Source organism: Mesorhizobium sp. Pch-S, assembly GCF_004136315.1.
Lineage (GTDB): Bacteria > Pseudomonadota > Alphaproteobacteria > Rhizobiales > Rhizobiaceae > Mesorhizobium.
The window spans coordinates 5314893-5334801 of record NZ_CP029562.1 but is presented as its reverse complement, the minus strand read 5'-3'; the positions used below and the strand labels follow the sequence as shown (position 1 = coordinate 5334801).

The window sequence follows — 19909 nt, the reverse complement described above, 5'->3', positions numbered from 1 at the left end:
AGCCAGCATCTCGCAAAATTGGAGGATAGCACTCACCTTTTCAGTGCATTGCCGCCGGATGGCCTGTTCACACGACTTCAGGTCTATGCGGCCAACATGAAATCAGCGCAGCGTTCGGCGATCATGATGCAAGGTGCATTGGTGTTTCCACTGACCAGCGTCGGCATGACGGATGCATCAGCGACCCTCAATCGCGGTATCCCTCTGACCCTCAATTGGTCGTCCACCACCGCCAGCGGGTCGTTACCCATCCTGCAGGTGCCGGCAGGATGGTAGACGGTCTTGGCCATCGACCGGATGTACGACACCATCTCAGTATCCGCGACCTCTCCGGGTGTCAGTTCGCTGAAGCCCAACGCCCGCATTGACGGCGCGGCGAGAATGGCCCGCGCCAGCTTCACCCCGCGCAGCAGCGTATCGACATCCTCCGGTGCCGTCAGATTGTTGCCGATGAACCGGATGACATCCTGCGGCTTTGCGCTCCGCAAAGTCACTTTCCCCCGGGAAACCGGTCGCAATATGCACGGATTGATCGAAACACCATGACCTTCCATCGGTTGACGCGTCGCATCACCGACGAGGGCAGGCGTGACATGGAACTGCACATCAGGCCTTCCGCAACCCGACGTATCGATAAACCCGCCTGTTTCGACGACGTTCGAAGCGAGAAGGCCACCGCGGCCACACAGATATTGCAGCGCATTCAAGGCTGCCCGCCAGCCGCGATCCTGCCCTTTGAGCGAAATTGGCCGGTCGGTGATACCGTAGACCGACGCAGTGATATGGTCCTGAAAATTCTCTCCGACCCCCGGCAGGTCGCGTACGACCGGAATACCGAAGGCCGCCAGCTCCGATGCCGGACCGATGCCGGACAGCATCAGAAGCTTCGGCGTGGCGAGTGCCCCGGCACACAAGATGATCTCCTCCCTCGCTGCCGCCGTGCCACTTTCACCATTGTCCGCGCGATATCGGACCCCGCTCGCGGCGCCGTTCTCAAGCTGCAGTCCGTGGACCATGCAGCCGGTTCGCAGGGTCAGGAGTGGCGACCTGCGCACGGCTTTCAAATAGGTCGCGGCGGTCGAACCTCTTCGTTGGGCGAACGTGGTTGTCTGATAGAAACCGACGCCAGCCTGTTCAGCACCATTGAAATCCGCGTTGAACGGCAGTCCGACCTCTTGCGCGGCCCGCACGAAAGCGGAGCTGATCGGGTGCCTGTGGCGTGGCTCGGAAACCTTCAATGGCCCGCTAACGCCGTGAAACGCATTCGAGTAGGTTTCGTTGTCCTCGCAGCGACGAAAAACAGGCAGGACGTCTTCATAGCCCCAGCCACGGCAGCCGAGTTGGCGCCATTCGTCGTAGTCCTCGGCCTGCCCACGGATATAGATCATGGCGTTGACCGATGATCCGCCTCCCAGTGTGCGGCCTTGTGGGACCGTCAGCACACGGCCGTTAGCGCCTGGTTCGGGCTCGGTCTGATACATCCACGTCCGTTTCGTTCCGAGCACACGCACGAAGGTGGCGGGGACATGGATGAAGGGCGTGTTGTCACGGGGGCCGGCTTCGAGCAGGAGTACGCTTTTGCTGGCGGACACCAGCCTGTTCGCAAGCACACAGCCGGACGATCCTGCGCCGACCACGATATAGTCGTATATGTGCATGCTATCTCGCTCCCTGGGATACGCCCGCACGAGTGGCAGGCTGAATATGGTTGATAAGGTGAACTTATATTGGTTCACAATGTCAACTAAAAGGATACATCGCCACTTTGACTTTGCCTGATTGCATCGCATCGCCAGATCCGAAATACCGGAGCCGCTGCAAGGAACATGAAGCCAAGACTGTCCCACCAGGCCATAACGTCGGCCCTGCAGCGCGACCTGGGACCGATCTCGGCCTGGACCTCCGTATCGCAGGGCGAGGAATCGCAGGTCTTCGGCATCCGGCTCGCGAATGAAGACTTCATCCTGCGCATCAACCGGCTGGCCGAAAGCTTTCACAAGGATGCCTTTTGCTATCGGCACTTCGCTTCCGCCAGCTTGCCGATCCCACAAATTCTGTCGATCGGCGAGATAGAGGGGCATGCTTATTGCGTTTCAAGGCGTGTCATGGGCAAAACCCTGCAGGACCTGACGCCAGCCGAACTGCCGGCAATCGTTGGCCGCGTCGACGAAGTCATGCACGCCATCGCGGATGCACCTCTGGACGACACGGTGGGCTTCGGTCGTTTCGATGCCAGCGGCAGCGGCGGACACGCAAGTTGGCGCGATTTCCTTGCAGCCGTCGCCAATCCCCAACACCATGACTGGCCAGGTCAGGAATCGACGGTCGACCGGCACTGGATCGACCGGCATCTGCGCCTGCTCGCGGAGCTCATTCCGCTGTGTCCGGAAAGCAGATGCCTGGTACACGGCGATTTCGGCTCGAACAATGTGCTGACCGACGGCCTCGCCATCACCGGTGTGATCGACTGGAGCGAGGCACTGTTCGGCGATCCGCTCTACGATGTAGCCAATATCTTCTTCTGGCGCCCCTGGCTGGCCTGCATGGAAGTGCAGGCGCGCTTCTTCGAAAAGCATCGCGCGGACTTATCGACCAATGTCCAGACCTTGCGCTGCTATCAACTGCGTATCGGGCTTCAGCAGGTCTTCGAATGCGCCTCGACCGGCGACATGGCAGACCTGCGCTGGGCCATGGCGCGCTGTGAGGAGATCGCCCCGACCTAACCGTCTAGTGCACCTTCGAGCGGCAGCGCCCGACTGTTGCCCGACGCAACCTTGAATTCCCCCGGCTCACGCCGTAGGCTACGGCATCATGTTCACGTCCACATTCTTCCCGCTGATCTGAACGCTGTCGGTCGTTTCCGAACGACCCGAGCGTGCGGCGTGCTCGCGCCGCCAGATCAGACTCGCCGCCACCAATGCGGCACTCAAGGAAGAACGCACAATGCCCGGAACCGCTCTTTCCGGCCTGACGCCCGATCAGGTCCAGCAGTTCATCGACGATGGTTTCGTCAGGATAGACAACGCCTTCAGCAGCAGCCTTGCCCGACAATGCCGGGACGAGCTGTGGGCAGAAATCGGCCTGTCGCCGGATGAACCCGAGACTTGGACGAAGCCGGTCATCCGCGTCGGCTCGATGTCATCACCGCCTTTTGTCGAAGCTGCCAACAGCCCCTGCCTGCACCGGGCCTACGACCAGCTCGTCGGAGAAGGTCGCTGGTATGCGCCCGCGGCGCTCGGAACGTTTCCAATCCGCTTTCCGTCGAGGCAGGGCCTTGATGACGATGGCTGGCACGTGGATGTCAGCTTTGGCACCAGCAATCCGGACTTCATGGAGTGGCGCGCCAATGTAAAGAGCAGTGGTCGCGCCTTGCTGATGCTGTTCCTGTTTTCGGATATCGGACCCGATGACGCGCCGACCAGGATCCGCAGGGGCTCCCACGCCGCCATCGCACGCGAGCTCCTGCCGTACGGCGAGGCCGGCGCAACACTGAGGCAGCTTTCCGCAGACGGTTACGCGTCCACACAGGCTTGCGAGATCGACCTGGCAACCGGCGCGGCCGGCACCGTCTATCTATGCCATCCGTTTCTGGTGCATGCCGCACAGCCACATCGGGGCGTGCAGCCCCGCTTCCTGGCGCAGCCGCCGCTCAAGCCCAGAGGTGAGTTCGATCCGGCATTGCCGCCTTCGCCGGTCCAGGTCGCCATTCGCCGTGCCTGCGGACTGACATTCTAGCATCGGGCATCCGGGGTCCTTCGCGACCCCGGATACCCGATTGCGAACCGCCGTTTGCATACGCGCCGTATGCGTATTGAAACATCGCCGCGCAACCTTACATACGCTGCGTATGTCAATCTCGCATATGCCGACCGATGCATCCCTGCTCCACGCCTTTGCATCGGCACGGCGCGAAAACCTGAAAAGGACAAAACATGGCACAGCGCGAACCGGTTTTCCCGGCTGACCGGCATGCTCTCTACGAAGCCCACGGCTATTCGGCTGCGATCCGTTCCAGCGATCTGCTGTTCGTTTCGGGTCAGGTCGGCAGCCGTCCCGACGGCTCCCCCGAGCCTGATTTCAAGCGCCAGGTCGAACTGGCCTTCGAAAACCTGAGGGCAACACTGAAAGCCGGTGGCTGCACGTTCGATGATATTGTCGACGTCACCACCTTCCATACGGACCCCGAGAACCAGTTCGAGACCCTCATGGCAGTCAAGAACCAGATCTTCGACAAGGCGCCCTACCCGAACTGGACCGCGATCGGCGTCAACTGGCTGGCCGGCTTCGATTTCGAGATCAAGGTCATCGCACGCATTCCCGCAAACACCTGAAAACGCAGACGCCGGATCCGGCTTCACGAACCACCGCTCCGTTTCAACGGAGCGGTTTTTTATGCGGCATTGGGATAGCGGGACAGGCCTCGAACGCCCAGCCGATCCTGACCTTTTCCGCTTTGCCAAAGCAGTGTTTCTTGCCTCTATCGCGCAAAGATAGCCAAGGCTAAACCATTGAAAATTATGAATTAAAACTCAAAGCGTATTGACGACAGCGCTGCCGTTTGATAGTCAGCGGTCATCGGGGAGTAGCCACCGGAAACGGGGCCGCATCAACATACTCGCGTTCTCGCGTGGTGCGGCCGGCGCCTTGGCGCTCGGCAAGACCGTGACGACAGCTTTTCCTGGACAGGAAAGCTCCACTCGTCCGGCCAACGTCCTAACTCCGGGATCAGCGATGTCACCCGTTTCCATTGCCGTGCTGGCGATCGGCATGTCTGTCGACGCCTTGATTGCCGCGCTCGGGCGCGGCGCCTCCCCCGTCCGCCCGACCCTGTCGCAGGCATTTCGAACCGGACTTGTGTTCGGCGTCGTCGAGATGCTGACGCCCCTCATCGGCTGGGCGCTGGGTGTCGCCGCCAGCCAGTATATCCAGGCGGTCGATCACTGGGTTGCGTTCGTTCTGCTGGCCGCCGTCGGCGGCAGGATGACGATCCATGCCCTGTCACGGCAGGACACAACCCAGGAAGACATCAGCAACCCTTCGGCGTTCGGCCTGCTGGCGACCGCGGTCGGAACAAGCCTCGATGCCATGGCTGTCGGCGTCTCGCTGGCCTTTCTGAACGTCAACATCGTCGTGATCGCGGTGGCGATCGGCCTGGCCACCATGGTGATGTCGACAGGCGGTGTCCTTGCGGGTCGGTATCTGGGCGCCCGCTTCGGCAGATATGCCGAAATCGTCGGCGGCATCGCCCTCGTCGGCCTCGGCACGAAGATACTCTTCGAGCACCTCCTGGCCCCATGACATGCCGGCACTGTCGCGGTAATGCCTTCCCGCTCAGCTCGCGCGAGCTGAGCGACCGTGCCACAGGTGTCGCCGACAATGCAGTTCTCCTCCTACATCGTCTGCGGCACGCCGCGCTCAGGCAGCACCCTGCTTTGCCGCATGTTGACCGAGACCCGCGTGGCAGGATGCCCGCATTCCTATTTCCGGCAGGAGGACATCGCCGAGTGGGCCGAGGAGTGGGGTGTCGAGCCGGCGCGAGGCCCGGACGACGTCCAATTCGACAAGGCCTATGTCACGGCAATGCGGCGGGTCGGCACCAACGACACCGGGACTTTCGGCCTGCGCCTGATGTGGGCCAGTGTCGCCGGCGCGTCACGACGACTGGACAACATCGCCGGCGGCAAGGCGGACGTGGCGGCAAGGCTGGAGGAAACCTTCGGGCCGACGCTCTACATCCACCTCTCGCGCCTGGACAAGGTTGCGCAGGCGGTCTCCCTGATCCGTGCCCGGCAGAGCGGCCTGTGGCACAGGAACAGCGACGGTACCGTACTCGAGGGCGAAGAAACGCCACGGCCCGTCGCCTACGATGGCGGCCAGATCGCCCAGACTGTCAGGGAGCTGGAAGAAGACGATGCATCCTGGGCCAATTTCTTCAGATCGCGCGCCATCGAACCGCTGCGACTGACATACGAGACAATGTCTGACGACCCGCAACTTGCTCTGTCGAAAGTACTGTCTGGTCTCGGCAGGGATCCCGTACTTGCCAGGACCGTCAAGGTCGGCACAGCCAGGCTGGCCGATGCGACAAGCAGCGATTGGGTTGCAAGATACAGACGGGAAACTGGACGGAAAGCCTAGATTGCTCTTTGCCTTCCAGGAGTGGGGTTATTCACCCCTCTCCTTCCTCAGCTTCGACCAATAGTCGAGGCGTTTCCTGATCTCGCGTTCGAAGCCACGCTCCGGCGGATCATAGAAGGTCTGCCGCCCCATCTTTTCCGGGAAATAGTCCTGGCCTGAAAAGGCGTCCGGTTCATCGTGGTCGTACCGGTAGCCGGCGCCGTAGCTCTCTTCCTTCATCAGCTTGGTCGGCGCATTGAGGATATGCTTGGGCGGCAGCAGCGAACCATTCTCCTTGGCCGCCCGCGTCGCTGCCTTGAAGGCGTTGTAGACGGCGTTCGATTTCGGCGCCGTGGCCAGGTAGACGCAGGCCTGCGCGAAGGCCAGTTCGCCTTCCGGCGAGCCGAGATAGTCGTAGGCATCCTTCGCCGCATTGGCGATGACGAGCGCCTGCGGATCGGCCAGGCCGATGTCCTCGACCGCCATGCGCACCAGTCGCCGCCCGAGATAAAGCGGATCCTCGCCAGCATCGAACATGCGTGACAGGTAATAGAGCGCCGCGTCGGGATCGGAACCGCGCACGGATTTGTGCAGCGCCGAGATCAGATTGTAGTGGCCGTCCTGGCCCTTGTCGTAGATCGGCGCGCGCCGCTGCACCACACCTTGCAGGCCGGCGGCATCGAAAACCTCGCCAGGCTTGGCCGCACGCCACACTTCCTCGGCGAGCGTCAGCGAAGCGCGGCCGTCGCCGTCCGCCATGCGCACAAGCGCCTCCCTCGCTTCCCCGTCGAGCGGCAGCGGCTTGCCTTCCGTCTCCTCTGCCCGTTCCAGCAGCTTGGCGATGCTGTCTTCGCCGAGCGACTGGAACACCAGCACGCGCGCGCGGGACAGAAGCGCCGCGTTCAGTTCGAAGGATGGATTTTCGGTGGTGGCCCCGACCAGAATGACGGTGCCGTCCTCCATCACCGGCAGGAAGCTGTCCTGCTGAGCGCGGTTGAAGCGATGTATCTCGTCGACGAACAACAGCGTCTGGCGCCCATTGGTGCGGCGCAAGCGGGCGGTCTCGAACACTTTCTTCAGGTCCGCCACGCCGGAGAAGATCGCCGAAATCTGTTCGAAAGCCAGGCTGGTTTCACCGGCGAGCAGCCTTGCCACCGTCGTCTTGCCGGTGCCGGGTGGTCCCCAGAAAATCATCGAGCCCAGCGAACCCGACGCGATCATGCGCGACAGCGCGCCATCCGGTCCGGTCAAGTGCTCCTGACCGACGACCTCGGCAAGCGTCTTCGGGCGCAACCGGTCGGCCAACGGCCGTCCGAGTGGCGTCGTCTCAACGTCATTGCTTCCAAACAGGTCGGCCATGGGGCAGTGTCACGCGTGTTTCCACGCTCCTAGATGGGTCATTCAGACCTAATAACGTAGGACCTGTCGCAGTGTCTGCCCACCCCGCTCCACCGTAAAGCGCCACCAGCGCGTGCTTTGCAGTGCAGCTTCTTCCAGCCGCTTGGCGGAATCGATGGTGATGCCATTCACCTCACGCACGATGTCGCCCGGCTGGAAGCCGAAATCCGATGCCGGCGAAGCGCTGGCGACGTCGACAAGCGCCACGCCCTTGGCGTCACTGCGCAACCCGAGACGCTGCGCGAGGCGTGGCGAAAGATCGGCGACCCTGGCTCCCGCGAACGGGCTGCGGCCGCGCAGGAGTATCTGCTGCGTGGCGAGCCCCTCCGGGGCGCGCTCAAGGGCGATGGCGATCTGCTGCTGCTGGCCCTTGGTGAGAACGCCGAACGTCGCGTTCGAGCCAATCGTCAGCGTCGCCATGCGGTAGTCGAGCGCTTCGATGCCCTCAATGACAGCGCCATTCAGCGTCTGGACGACATCGCCGGGCTTCAGACCTGCCTTGGCGGCCGGACCACCATCGGCGACGGAAGAGACGAGCGCGCCACCCACTTTCTCTATGCCCAGCGATTCTGCGATCTGCGGTGTGACTGCCTCGAACTCAGCGCCGATATAGGGGCGCTCGAAGAAGTCGCTGCCGGCCTTGGCGGCTTCCGCAAAGGCGCGCACCATGTTGGCGGGAATAGCGAAGCCGATGCCGATGGAACCGCCGCTGCGGCTGTAGATGGCGGTGTTGATGCCAACCAGCTGGCCACCCATGTTGATCAGCGCACCACCCGAATTGCCGGGATTGATGGCGGCATCGGTCTGGATGAAGTAGCCGGAGTCCGAGATGCCGATATGGCTGCGCGCAAGCGCCGAAACGATACCGGACGTCGTGGTCTGGCCAACGCCGAACGGGTTGCCGATGGCCAGCACGAGGTCGCCGACCTCGAGCGCATCGGAATCGCCGATCGGAACGACAGGGAACGGCTTGTCCGCGGAGATCTTCAGCACCGCGAGATCGAGCGTCTCGTCCTTCAGCATCACCTTGGAGGTGAATTCGCGCCCGTCCGAGGTGGCTACCTTGACCTCATCGGCGTTCTTGATGACGTGGAAGTTGGTGACGACGATGCCGCTTGGATCAACCAGAACGCCGGAGCCCAGCGAGGACTGCGCACGCGGCACGGAGCGGCCGAAGAATTCCTCGAAGAAGGGATCGCCATCGAAAGGCGAGCGCACCCTGGCGGTCTGCGAAGCATAGACGTTGACGACGGCGGGCGCCGTCTGCTTGACCAGCGGCGCGAAGGAAAGTTGCACTTCCTCACGACCAAACGGCACACGCTTGTCCGGGCCGCCGGTCGAGTTCTCGCCTTCGACGCCGTGCAGCAGATCCGTCAGCACATCGGAGAGGCCCGGCTCGCTCTTGGCAGGGGGCTGTTGCGCATTCTCCTGCGCCAGCGAGCCGCCGGGCGCGAAAGCAAGCGAGAGCGCCGCAAAGGCGGAAAACAGAATGAGGGACAGCCTGTTAGGGCGCATACCGAATCCTCCGAACGAATTGCGCGCCATTGTCGCGATGAATGTGCAAAATGAAAGGCCGGATCGGTATTTCCGATCTTTTGTCGAATTTGGGGCCAGCGGAACCTACGGCCGACCCGTCTGCCGGAAATGACAAACCCGCCGGGCGCGCCTGAAGGGGCACCCGGCGGGTTGTCCAGCTCAACGATCAGCCGAGATAGGGATAAAGCGGGAAGCGCTCGGTCAGCGACACCACCTTGGCCTTGACCGCAGCCTCGACGGTTGCGTTGCCCTCATCGGAATTGGCCACCTTGAGACCGTCCAGCACTTCCGCGATCAGCTTGCCGATTTCGCGGAACTCGGCCTGGCCGAAGCCTCGTGTGGTGCCAGCCGGTGTGCCAAGACGCACACCCGACGTGACGAACGGCTTTTCCGGATCGAATGGAATGCCGTTCTTGTTGCAGGTGATGTTGGCGCGACCAAGAGCAGCCTCGGCGCGCTTGCCGGTGGCATTCTTAGGCCGCAGGTCGACCAGCATCAGATGGTTGTCGGTGCCGTTGGAAACGATGTCGAGGCCGGTCTCCTTCAGGCTCTCGGCCAATGCCTTGGCGTTGGCGACGACGTTCTGGGCATAGATCTTGAAGTCCGGCTTCAGCGCCTCGCCAAATGCCACCGCCTTTGCGGCGATGACGTGCATCAGCGGGCCACCCTGCAGACCGGGGAAGACCGCCGAATTGATCTTCTTGGCGATATCCTCGTCGTTGGTCAGAATCATGCCGCCGCGCGGCCCACGCAGCGACTTGTGGGTGGTTGTGGTCACCACATGCGCATGCGGCAACGGGCTCGGATGCACGCCGCCGGCGACCAGGCCGGCGATATGGGCCATGTCGACCATCAGGTAGGCTCCGATCGAATCGGCGATCTCGCGGAACCGCTTCCAGTCCCAGATGCGGGAATAGGCCGTGCCACCGGCCAGGATCAGCTTCGGCTTGTGCTGCTGGGCGAGCTTTTCGATCTCTTCCATGTCGAGCAGATGGTCGTCCTTGCGCACGCCATAAGAGACGACCTTGAACCACTTGCCGCTCATGTTGACGGGCGAGCCGTGGGTGAGATGACCGCCGGAATTGAGGTCGAGGCCCATGAAAGTATCGCCCGGCTGCAGCAGCGCCAGGAACACCGCCTGGTTCATCTGGCTGCCGGAATTCGGCTGGACGTTGGCGAACTTGCAGTCGAACAGCTTCTTGGCACGCTCGATGGCAAGCTCTTCAGCCACGTCGACGAACTGGCAGCCGCCGTAATAACGCTTGCCCGGGTAACCCTCGGCATACTTGTTGGTCATGATCGAGCCCTGCGCTTCCAGAACGGCGCGCGAGACGATGTTCTCGGATGCGATCAGCTCGATCTCATGACGCTGCCGGCCAAGCTCGTTGCGTATGGAGCCGAAGATCTCCGGATCGACCTCCGCGAGCGGTGTTCCAAAGAAGGATTCGAGGGAGTTCGAAACGGCCGCTGCTGTTGCCATGGACTGGGATCCTCACTGTCCGGAAAAGTCACGGCGCCATTAACACAGTTGTCCGGGCGCTGCCACGTTTACACTGCGAAATCCTTTGGCCGGATCGCGCCGTTTTCTGGAACCATCAGGCCTTGCAAAACCAGGAGGCTTAACCAGCACTCGGTCCGTCTTGCCATCGACACAATCTGATTGCAAAATGCAATCAGATTGGAGGAGGACATGGGCACGATCATCTTCGGCATGCTGACGTCTCTCGACGGCTACATCACCGGGCCGGAAGGTGGCCCGGAATTGCCGGTGCCGGAAGCGCCGCTGCATCGATATTTCAACCGGTTGATGCAGGACACCCGGATCAGCGTCTGCGGTCGCAAACTCTATCAAGCGATGCGCTACTGGGACACGGATCAGGCCGACTGGCCTGACGAGGCGCGAGAGTTCGCGACGGCATGGCAGGCAACACCCAAATTCGTCTGTTCCACGATGCTGCGTGAGGTCGGGCCGAATGCGTCGCTGATCGACGAAGATGTTGTCGGAACACTGAGGCGCCTCAAGGCCGAAACCGATGGCATGATCGATGTGGGCGGCGCCGAGCTCGCGGCCAGCCTGGATGGGCTGGGTCTGATCGACGAGTACCATCTCTATGTGAATCCTGTGGTGCTCGGCGGCGGCAGACCGTTCTTCGCCGGGAAGACGCCGAAACTCCGGTTTATCGGACAGCAGGTCCTGCCGCAGGATGTCGTGCTTTTGCGTTATGCAGCGGCTTGATCGGTTCACATCGCTTGCGTCGGCACAAAGCCGCGTCTATTTAAGGCTCGCAACCGTCGAGAAGAAAGGAGGGCTGCGTGTTCAGACATGATCAACACCGTCAGCGTGGCCCGATCCAGGCCCTGCAAATGCGTTTGCAGGGCTGACCAACGAGACGATCGCACTCAAGCATCTCTATCTGGTCTGCCCCAAGGGGTAGCGCGACGTCGGCGAAATGCCGGTTGTCCGCTCATCGTTGCAACAACGAGCCAACGCAATCCGGCACACCGCCAGGCATCGGACATGCCCGGCCGCCGGGAAGGCTCGCGACAGACCAGAGAAAAACCATGGCACTGATCAATCTCAAGGCACTCGGCGTCACACTCGGCGCCCGCCTGTTCTCCAATCTCGACCTTTCCGTCGAAGCCGGCGACCGTATCGGCATCGTCGCGGCGAACGGCAGAGGCAAGTCGACGCTGCTGCGCACCATCGCCGGCACGTTCGAGCCGACGGACGGCGACATCACCAAGTCGCGCGGTCTCACCATCGGCCACGTCGAGCAGGATATCGCCCCCGCACTGCTCACCCTGCCGTTCCATGAGGCGGTCCGGCAGGCTTTGCCGGCAGAGCAGGCAGAAAACGAAAGCTGGCGTGCCGATGTGGTGCTCGAAACCTTCGAGGTTCCCGAGGAATTGCGCGCACGCCCACTCGGCGCGTTGAGCGGCGGCTGGCAGCGCCTCGCTCTGCTGGCGCGTGTCTGGGTGAACGATCCTGATGCCCTGCTGCTCGATGAGCCGACCAACCACCTCGACCTAGCCCGTATCCGCTGGCTGGAAGACTGGCTGAACAGCCTGCCGCAAAGCGTCCCGCTGATCGTGGCCAGCCACGACCGCGCCTTCCTCGACGCCGTCACCAACCGCACGCTGTTTTTGCGCGCCGAGCACAGCCAGGTCTTTGCCCTGCCCTATTCAAGGGCTCGGGTTGCGCTGGATGAGAGCGACGCTTCGCAGGAACGGCAATATCAGCGTGACATGAAGGTGGCGCAGCAGCTTCGCCGGCAGGCCGCCAAGCTGAACAACATCGGCATCAATTCCGGAAGCGATCTCCTGGTCATCAAGACCAAGCAATTGAAAGACCGCGCTGAACGGCTCGAGGATGCTGCCCGCCCCGCACACCAGGAACACTCCGCGGGCGCCATCCGTCTCGCCAACCGCGGCACCCACGCCAAACAGTTGGTGACGCTGGACGATGCCGAAGTGAAAACGCCCGACGGAACGCTTCTGTTCAAAACCGGCAAGCGCTGGATCTGCCAGGGCGATCGCATCGTGCTGCTCGGTCGCAATGGCTCCGGCAAATCACGACTGGTCGGCATGCTGCGCAATGCAATTTCGGGAAGTGACGGTGGCCAGACCGGCATCCGCGCCACGCCATCTCTGGCACTGGGCCATGTCGACCAGGCGCTGGCCGACCTCGGCAACACCGATACGCCGATGGCAGCGATCGGCCGGCGCTTCGAATTCGGCGATCAGCGGCTCCGAACGCTGCTCGCCGGTGCCGGCATCGGCATCGACATGCAGGAGCGACCGATTGGCCGGCTGTCCGGCGGCCAGAAAGCCAGGCTGGCCATGCTGGCGTTGAGGCTCACCAACCCCAACTTCTATCTGCTCGACGAGCCGACCAACCATCTGGACATCGAAGGCCAGGAAGCGCTGGAAACCGAACTGATGGCGCATGAGGCAAGCTGCCTGCTGGTTTCGCACGACCGCAGCTTCGTGCGCACGGTCGGCAACCGCTTCTGGCAGATCGAAAATCGCAAGCTGATCGAAGTGGATGGACCGGAGAACTTCTTTGCAACCGTGTCGGGGGACGACTGAAATGGGTTGCGGGCGCGTTATTTCCTGGCGCCCGCTTTCCTTGTTGCCGGTTTCTTCGCGGTTGCACGCTTGTTCGCCTGCTTGCGTGAATTCAGGGCCTGGTTGAGCATGACCTCCCCGATCACCGCGCGCATGGTGGTGTCGTCGATCTTGCGCGCCCTCAAAAGGCGGAGCAAGGCAGCCTGCTCGGCCGCGAAAGCAGCATCAAGCATCGACTGGAGCGCTGGCTGAATGTCCTTGACGGTCGTATCTTCTTCCTCGCCAGCGACAATGCGTTGCCGATAGGCAGGAATGAGTTGCTGCGCGGCGGCCAGACGCGCCTCATAAAGTGCAGGCGTGGCCTGCGCTTCATCAACCATCTGTTCAATGCGGGCAATCGCCGCTTCGGCCGCGACCTGACGTGCCAGCCGCTCCTCGATGGCGCTTTCCTCCTCTTCGTCCAACGGAATGCCGCGTGCCACGATCGGCAGCGCCACGCTGGCCAGCAGAAGCGAACAGATGATGACGCCGGCGGCAATGAAGATGACGAGATCGCGCGCAGGGAAAGGCGGACCATTCTCGGAGACGACGAGCGGAAGCGACAGAATACCGGCAAGCGTGATCGCGCCACGAACGCCGGCCAGCGTCATGACCACCCTCAACCGCGTGGTGAGCCTGAATGTTTCGCGCCCCCGCCAGCGCTCGATGATGCCCCGCGCCGTCGAGCCGAAGACAATCCAGGCAAAGCGTATGGCAAGCAGGATCAGCGTCAGCGTCATCACCGCCAGCACCGGTTCCCAGAAGCTGCCATAGAGCGACAATTCAGGTGGAACGTTGCGGATGATCGTCGGCAACTGCAGGCCAAGCAGCAGGAAGATGACGCCGTTGAAGGTGAACGAAAGCATCTCGATCAACGCCATGTTCTGCATGCGCGCCGGAAACGACAGGGAGCCGAACAAACCGGCGCGAGCGATGTAGAGACCGGCCGTAACCGCCGCCAGGATTCCGGAAAGATGAAACTTTTCGGCCAGCAGATAGGCCGCGAAAGGCAGAAGGATCAGAATGACCACTTCCACCTCCGGCCGCACATCGCCGATCTTGGCTACGATGCGCAGCACCTTGGCTACCGCCCAAAGGGTTGCAAACCCAGCCAGCGCACCGCCCGCCGCGACCAGCACGAAGGTCAATGCCGTTTCACCGAGCGAGAACTGGCCGGTCAGAGCTGCTGCGACGGCAAATCGCAGCACGACCAGGCCGGACGCATCGTTGAGCAGCGACTCGCCTTCAAGGATATGGCGGATGCGAGCCGGAACGAGATCGCGACCGACGATGGAAGACACCGCGACGGCATCCGTCGGCGACAGCACGGCAGCAAGCGCGAAGGCAACCGGCAGCGGCACCTGCGGCAACAGCCAGTTCAGTGCGTATCCGAATACCACGACCGTGAAGAAGACGAGCCCGAAGGCCAGGCCGAAGATGCGCGGTGCCAGTTTGGCGAACTCGCGCTTCGGCAGCATGATGCCATCGATGAACAGAAGCGGCGGCACGAAGACGAGAAGAAACAGCTCCGGCTCGAGTTCGACGCGCAAGCCATCGATCGGCCACGCCAAAAGGACACCCAACCCGATCTGAATGATCGGCAAAGGCAGTGGCAGGAAGCGCACCAGCACGCCGGATGCAGCCACCAGCACCAGAAGCAGCAGGATCAGGGTCGCGACGGCCAAGCATTCCTCCACCGATGATCCGTCCGACCTAGACCGTTTGGCTTGGCGAGGAAAGCTCCAGGGACAGAAACGCCAATTCTTCTCACCCTGCGGGCGCAGACCTGAAGTCGTTTTTCCCTTTCCGTCCAATATCTTGAACGCGAAGGGTGATTCAAGCATTCAACTCCTGCCCATGCGCCCTCAGATCTCTGCTTTCCTGAAGGTGCGGACATGGTCCACCAGCGCGCGCAACTTCAGCGGCTGACGATGACGCCTGGGGAAGTAGAGGTGGAAACCGGCAAAAGGCGGGCAATAGTCTTCCAGGAGCGGCACCAGTTCGCCCCGGGCGACATGGGATTCGAAGGTCTCCACCATGCCGAAAGTGATGCCCGCACCGGCGCAGGCCATGCGGATCATCATGCCCATGTCGTTGGTGGTCATCGCCGGATCGACCGCCAGCTCGAAATCGCGGTCGTGTTCGGTGAATTCCCAGCGATACGGCGCCGTATCCGGCCGCGGGCGCCAGCCGATGCAGACATGATCCGTCAGATCGCGCGGATGAAGCGGCGTGCCGCGCCTGGAAAGGTAGGCGGGTGAAGCGACCGCGCACTGCCGCTGTTCTCCCGAAACCGGCACTGCGACCATGTCCTGCTCGATCACCTCGCCCAACCGGACACCGGCATCGTAGCCTTCCGCGACGATATCGAATTCCTCGTCCGTAATGGTGATGTCCAGCTTCACCTCCGGGTATTGCGCGAGGAACCCTGCAAGCAGGGGCCCGGATATGAAACGCTCGGCAATCGAGGACACCGTAACCTTGAGCAGGCCGGAAGGGCGCGTCTGCGTTTCACGGACCGCCTGCACGGCCTCGGTTATGTCCTGCGCCGACGGCCGGACCATGTCGTAGAACATCTCGCCCGCTTCCGTCAGGCTGACGCTGCGCGTGGTCCGCTGCACCAATGCGGTGCCGATCCGGTCTTCAAGCCGTTGCAATGCCTGGCTCACGGCTGAGCGGGTAACGCCAAGACGCTCGCCCGCAAGCCGGAAATTGCGCGCTTCCGCCACGGCAAGAAACACCGAAATGCCTTCGAAATCATCCGCCATTAGTTAGAATAACTAACCAAGCTATCTTCGATTGGCAAGTCGATCACGCCAATCGATGCTCCTATGTTCCTCCTGCCAGCCAGGTCGTGCGCAACGCATGGCGCCAGGCTGGACCGGAGATCGAACGATGACGGTACACAGCAAAAGACACGTTCTGCCCTGCCTGATCCTGGCCATGCTTTCGGCAACGCCGGCTTCGGCATCGGAAAGCGTCACCAATTCCCACCTCCTCAAGGAGCGAGAGATGACACAGCATCCCTATGTCGGCATGTGGTCGACCGATGACGGCAGGGTCCGCCACGAACTCTTGCCGGACGGCCGCTATGATGAAGCGCGCGGCAGCAGGCAAAGCGCCTATCAGGGTCGCTACGAAGTGACCGGCACACATATCGAATACTGGGACGACACCGGCTTCACCGCCGATGGCGACTTCGTCGACGAAAATACCCTTCACCACGGTGGCATGATCCTGCGCCGCCAATGAATACCGGAGAGACACCCGCTCTCGACTGAAAGGAACTCACCATGACGATGACCGATCCCGTATGGTTCATCACCGGAGCCTCCTCCGGCCTCGGCCAGGCACTTGCCGAAGCCGTTCTGGAACGCGGCTGGCGTGCCGCCATAACATCACGCAATTCCAATGCTTTGAATGCTTTAGCCTCCAGATATGGTGAACGCGCGCTCGCCTTGCAGCTCGACGTCACCGACAACGCTTCCATCGAACGGGCCGTTTCAGCGGCGGAGGCAAAATTCGGTGCCATCGACGTGCTCGTCAACAACGCTGGCTACGGCTATCTGGCTGCCATCGAGGAAGGCTCCGATCGGGAAATCCGCGATCAATTCGAGACGAATGTCTTCGGTCTCGTCGCCGTCACCAAGCGCGTCCTGCCCGGCATGCGTGCCCGTCGCCAGGGGCATATCTTCAATGTCTCGTCACTTGGCGGTCTCGTCGCCTTCGCTGCCACCGGCTACTACCACGCCACGAAATTTGCCGTCGAAGCGCTTTCGGAATCGCTGTCGCACGAGGTCAAACCACTCGGCATCAAGGTGACCATCATTGAACCCGGCGCCTTCCGTACCGATTGGGCCGGCCGTTCGATGGTCGAATCCGGGACTGTCATCGAGGACTATGCGGAGACCGCGGGAAAGCGCCGTGCGGCAACCCGTGAGGCATCAGGCCGCCAGCCGGGCGACCCCGCACGGGCTGCCAAGGCGATTATCTCGGCATTTGAAGCCGATGAAGCACCACTGCGCCTGCTGCTCGGTGCTGCGGCCCTGACCATAGCACGCCAGCGGCTCGATGCGTTGCGGCAGAACTTCGATGCCTGGGCCGAGACGACAATCAGCGCTGATTTTCCCGATTGATCCCCGCCAACTGCAAGAATTGTCCAGACCATGGAGATGTCTGAATGAACGGAATTGAAGGAAAAGTCGTCGCGATCACCGGTGCCAGCAGCGGCATCGGCGAGGCAACGGCAAGAGTTATTGCGGCGGGCGGCGCGCATGTCGTCATTGGCGCGCGCCGGGTGGACCGGTTGCAAAACCTCGGCGACGAGATAACCGCTGCCGGTGGCTCCGTCCGCAGCCGCCGGCTCGACGTTACCGAATGTGCCGATGTCGAAGCCTTTGCACGCTATGCGCAAGAGCAATTCGGCAGGCTCGATGTCATCGTCAACAACGCCGGCGTGATGCCCCTGTCTCCGCTCGCGGAACTCAAGGTGGACGAGTGGGACAGGATGGTGGACGTCAACATCAAGGGCGTGCTTTACGGAATCGCAGCCGCCCTGCCCTTGATGAACGCACAGGGCCATGGCCAGATCATCAACCTGTCGTCGATCGGTGGCCATAGCGTTTCGCCGACAGCCGCCGTCTATTGCGCCACGAAGTTCGCAGTCGGGGCCATTTCAGATGGGCTGCGGCAGGAAACCGACCGGATCCGCGTCACCGTCATTTCGCCCGGCACCACCACCTCGGAGTTGGCCGACACGATCACCGACGCCAGGGCGCGCGAAGCCATGAAAGCCTGGCGTGCCATCACCATCAGTGCCGAAGCCGTCGCCAACGCCATCGCCTATGCGATCAGCCAGCCAGCCGACATTGATGTGAGCGAGATCATCATTCGGCCAACAGCAAGCCCGCACTGAGATATGCTGAAGGAAGAAATTCAGCCTCCCGGATGACAAGGCCGCTCCCATGCGGCCTTGTCCCGAAAAGGGTACTCATTCACCGGGTACCGGCGCCAGACCGTCGCCAAATACGCCACCCTTCTCGTCGCGTTGTTCGCGGCGAGCCCTGGCACGGGCAATGACTGCTTGACGGTTGACGGATTTGCGTTCGGCGTCGATGCGCCTGATCAGGAGGTCTGCGCGCTCGACACTGCCCAGCAATGCCAGCAACGCCCCCCGTTCACCGGGAGCGATTCCCTCGCCTGCGGTCAATATCTGAGCCCGAAGCTGGTCGACCTCCGGGAAATTGATATGACCAGCCGGCATTTGCGGTGCCTTCACGCCGAAGTCGGGCAGGATTTCGCGAAGGTCGAAATCCAGCTTGTCGAGCGCGGTATCGACGATCACCTTGCCTTGCGTTCCGAAGGTTTCACGACGGACGCGGCGCGCCACCTGATGGAGTTGCTCGGCGAGCGCTGCGGTGAAATCAGCCTCCTCGATCAGGCTGGCAACCAGATCAAGTTGGTCCATTGGCATATCTGATGACAGCAACGCGGCCGAATAGGAGCGGATGTCGCGCGACAGAATGTCGGTCGCCAGATAGTGCTCGCCAGGGTCGCTGGGCGCATTCTTCTTGGAGCGGGCGATATCGAGGAACAGTGCACCGGCCTTGAGATGCCGTTCCGTCTCCTGTTCCACCGCAGGCACGGCCTGTCCAAGATCCGAGGAAAAGCGGCGATCAAGATATTTCGGCACCGAGAAATCTTCCACATCATCAGCTTCGGTATGACCGATGCGCGACAGAACGCGCTCGAACACGCCGACAAACGGAAAGAGAAGCAACGTATTGAAAACATTGAAAAAGGTTGAATACAGACCGACCGCGACGGGAACGAGCGGGAACGTATCCTTGCCGTCGACGACCACCGGAACGCTGGGATCGCCGCCGAACCATTGCATGGCCCAGCGCAGCACCTCGATCGAGACGAAAAACAGCGGGACGGTCACAAGAACCCCGATCACGTTGAACGACATGTGCGCATAAGCTGCGCGCTTGGCATTCTTGGAAAGGTTGAGCGAGGCCATCCACGAAGTGATCGTGGTGCCGAGATCAGCACCGAGCGAAAAGGCGACGGCGGTGGTCCAGTCAAGCACGCCGGCGGCGCCCAGGCCCATGACGATACCGATCGTCGCCGAGGAAGAATGGATCATCGCCGTGACACCGGCGGCGATCAGCACACATTTCAGCAGATTGAAGTAGGAATCGGCCCGCAGCGTCTGCAGCAATTCCATCACTTCGGGCATGTTGCGCAGCGGGCGCAGACCACCGGTCATCAAGTTGAGACCGTAGAAGATCAGCGCAAACCCCATGCAGGCGAGCGCTATGTTGCGCACTTTCTCGCTCTTCGCGAAGCAGTAGATGAGCGCGAAGATCCCGCCCAGGATCAGGCCGAGAGGGCCGAGCGGCAGGGCGATCAAGCCGTTGCCAAGTGTCGTGCCGATGTTGGCGCCCATGATGACGCTGATGGCAGGCCGTAGCGCCACCACCCCGGCATTGACCAGGCCGACCACCATGACGGTCATCGCCGTCGAGGATTGAATTACACCGGTGATGAGTGTGCCGGCGAGCACGCCTTTGATCGGCGTTCCGGCCGCCTTGGCCAGAAAATCCCGCATCTTGTTGACGGAGAGTGCCTGGATGCCGTTGGCCATGAATTCGAGGCCGAGCATGAAAATGCCGAGACCGCCGATCACGGGAACGAGGATGTCCTTGAAGATGTCGACCTGCATGTCGGTATGCCTTCCTGTGTGGAC

At 61.8% G+C, this 19909-nt stretch carries 17 protein-coding genes and 1 riboswitch; of the genes, 10 read left to right on the top strand and 7 right to left on the bottom strand.

The window, feature by feature from the left end; all coding sequences use genetic code 11:
- Window positions 1-83 precede the first annotated feature (83 nt).
- Window positions 84-1658 carry a GMC family oxidoreductase N-terminal domain-containing protein gene (locus tag C1M53_RS24905; RefSeq protein ID WP_129416359.1) on the bottom strand — a complete coding sequence of 525 codons (1575 nt, stop codon included), beginning with the start codon at window positions 1656-1658 and terminating at the stop codon, window positions 84-86.
- 168 nt (window positions 1659-1826) lie between these two features.
- Between C1M53_RS24905 and C1M53_RS24900 the strand changes: the two genes are divergently transcribed.
- From C1M53_RS24900 to C1M53_RS24880, 5 genes are all read left to right on the top strand, one after another.
- Window positions 1827-2723, top strand: a complete 897-nt coding sequence (locus tag C1M53_RS24900) for a phosphotransferase (protein WP_129414670.1) — start codon at window positions 1827-1829, stop codon at window positions 2721-2723.
- 220 nt (window positions 2724-2943) lie between these two features.
- Window positions 2944-3735: a phytanoyl-CoA dioxygenase family protein gene (locus tag C1M53_RS24895; protein WP_129414669.1), complete on the top strand. Its 792-nt coding sequence runs from the start codon at window positions 2944-2946 to the stop codon at window positions 3733-3735.
- A 197-nt stretch (window positions 3736-3932) separates the two neighbouring features.
- Window positions 3933-4331, top strand: a complete 399-nt coding sequence (locus tag C1M53_RS24890) for a RidA family protein (RefSeq protein WP_129414668.1) — start codon at window positions 3933-3935, stop codon at window positions 4329-4331.
- Window positions 4332-4565: 234 nt separating this feature from the next.
- Window positions 4566-4763, top strand: a riboswitch (yybP-ykoY riboswitch).
- Entirely contained in the window at window positions 4732-5298 is a 567-nt protein-coding gene (locus tag C1M53_RS24885) for a manganese efflux pump MntP family protein (RefSeq protein WP_129414667.1), read from the top strand. Its footprint overlaps the riboswitch before it by 32 nt.
- 78 nt (window positions 5299-5376) lie before the next feature.
- On the top strand, window positions 5377-6138 hold the full coding sequence (locus C1M53_RS24880) for a Stf0 family sulfotransferase (RefSeq protein WP_129414666.1): 762 nt from the start codon (window positions 5377-5379) through the stop codon (window positions 6136-6138).
- A gap of 27 nt (window positions 6139-6165) precedes the next feature.
- Here C1M53_RS24880 and C1M53_RS24875 read toward each other — a convergent pair whose 3' ends face one another.
- The 3 genes from C1M53_RS24875 to glyA form a co-directional block, all read right to left on the bottom strand.
- A complete protein-coding gene (locus C1M53_RS24875) occupies window positions 6166-7476 on the bottom strand; it encodes a replication-associated recombination protein A (RefSeq protein WP_129414665.1) in 1311 nt (436 codons plus the stop codon).
- 48 nt (window positions 7477-7524) lie between these two features.
- Window positions 7525-9030, bottom strand: a complete 1506-nt coding sequence (locus C1M53_RS24870; protein ID WP_129414664.1) for a DegQ family serine endoprotease — start codon at window positions 9028-9030, stop codon at window positions 7525-7527.
- 187 nt (window positions 9031-9217) lie between these two features.
- Window positions 9218-10531 carry a serine hydroxymethyltransferase gene (gene glyA, locus C1M53_RS24865; protein ID WP_129414663.1) on the bottom strand — a complete coding sequence of 438 codons (1314 nt, stop codon included), beginning with the start codon at window positions 10529-10531 and terminating at the stop codon, window positions 9218-9220.
- 210 nt (window positions 10532-10741) lie between these two features.
- On the opposite strand from glyA, the gene C1M53_RS24860 reads away from it, so the two are divergent.
- Both C1M53_RS24860 and C1M53_RS24855 read left to right on the top strand, forming a co-directional pair.
- Window positions 10742-11287, top strand: a complete 546-nt coding sequence (locus tag C1M53_RS24860; RefSeq protein ID WP_129414662.1) for a dihydrofolate reductase family protein — start codon at window positions 10742-10744, stop codon at window positions 11285-11287.
- 326 nt (window positions 11288-11613) lie between these two features.
- Complete coding sequence (locus C1M53_RS24855) at window positions 11614-13140, top strand: ABC-F family ATP-binding cassette domain-containing protein (RefSeq protein ID WP_129414661.1); 1527 nt, start codon at window positions 11614-11616, stop codon at window positions 13138-13140.
- Window positions 13141-13157: 17 nt separating this feature from the next.
- Here the strand turns inward: C1M53_RS24855 and C1M53_RS24850 are convergent, their stop codons facing one another.
- Entirely contained in the window at window positions 13158-14843 is a 1686-nt protein-coding gene (locus C1M53_RS24850) for a Na+/H+ antiporter (protein ID WP_129414660.1), read from the bottom strand.
- 180 nt (window positions 14844-15023) lie between these two features.
- Window positions 15024-15926, bottom strand: coding sequence for a LysR family transcriptional regulator (locus C1M53_RS24845; RefSeq protein ID WP_129414659.1), 903 nt, complete (start codon window positions 15924-15926; stop codon window positions 15024-15026).
- 127 nt (window positions 15927-16053) lie between these two features.
- Here C1M53_RS24845 and C1M53_RS24840 point away from each other — a divergent pair, with 127 nt between their 5' ends.
- Genes C1M53_RS24840 through C1M53_RS24830 form a run of 3 tightly spaced genes read left to right on the top strand, consistent with a single transcriptional unit; the run spans window position 16054 to window position 18073 of the window.
- Complete coding sequence (locus C1M53_RS24840; protein WP_129414658.1) at window positions 16054-16410, top strand: Atu4866 domain-containing protein; 357 nt, start codon at window positions 16054-16056, stop codon at window positions 16408-16410.
- 41 nt (window positions 16411-16451) lie between these two features.
- Window positions 16452-17294 (top strand): oxidoreductase, encoded by an 843-nt coding sequence (locus tag C1M53_RS24835; RefSeq protein WP_129414657.1) that lies wholly within the window; start codon window positions 16452-16454, stop codon window positions 17292-17294.
- 44 nt (window positions 17295-17338) lie between these two features.
- Window positions 17339-18073, top strand: coding sequence for an SDR family oxidoreductase (locus C1M53_RS24830; protein ID WP_129414656.1), 735 nt, complete (start codon window positions 17339-17341; stop codon window positions 18071-18073).
- A 75-nt stretch (window positions 18074-18148) separates the two neighbouring features.
- Here the strand turns inward: C1M53_RS24830 and C1M53_RS24825 are convergent, their stop codons facing one another.
- Complete coding sequence (locus C1M53_RS24825) at window positions 18149-19885, bottom strand: Na/Pi symporter (protein ID WP_129414655.1); 1737 nt, start codon at window positions 19883-19885, stop codon at window positions 18149-18151.
- Window positions 19886-19909: the final 24 nt, after the last annotated feature.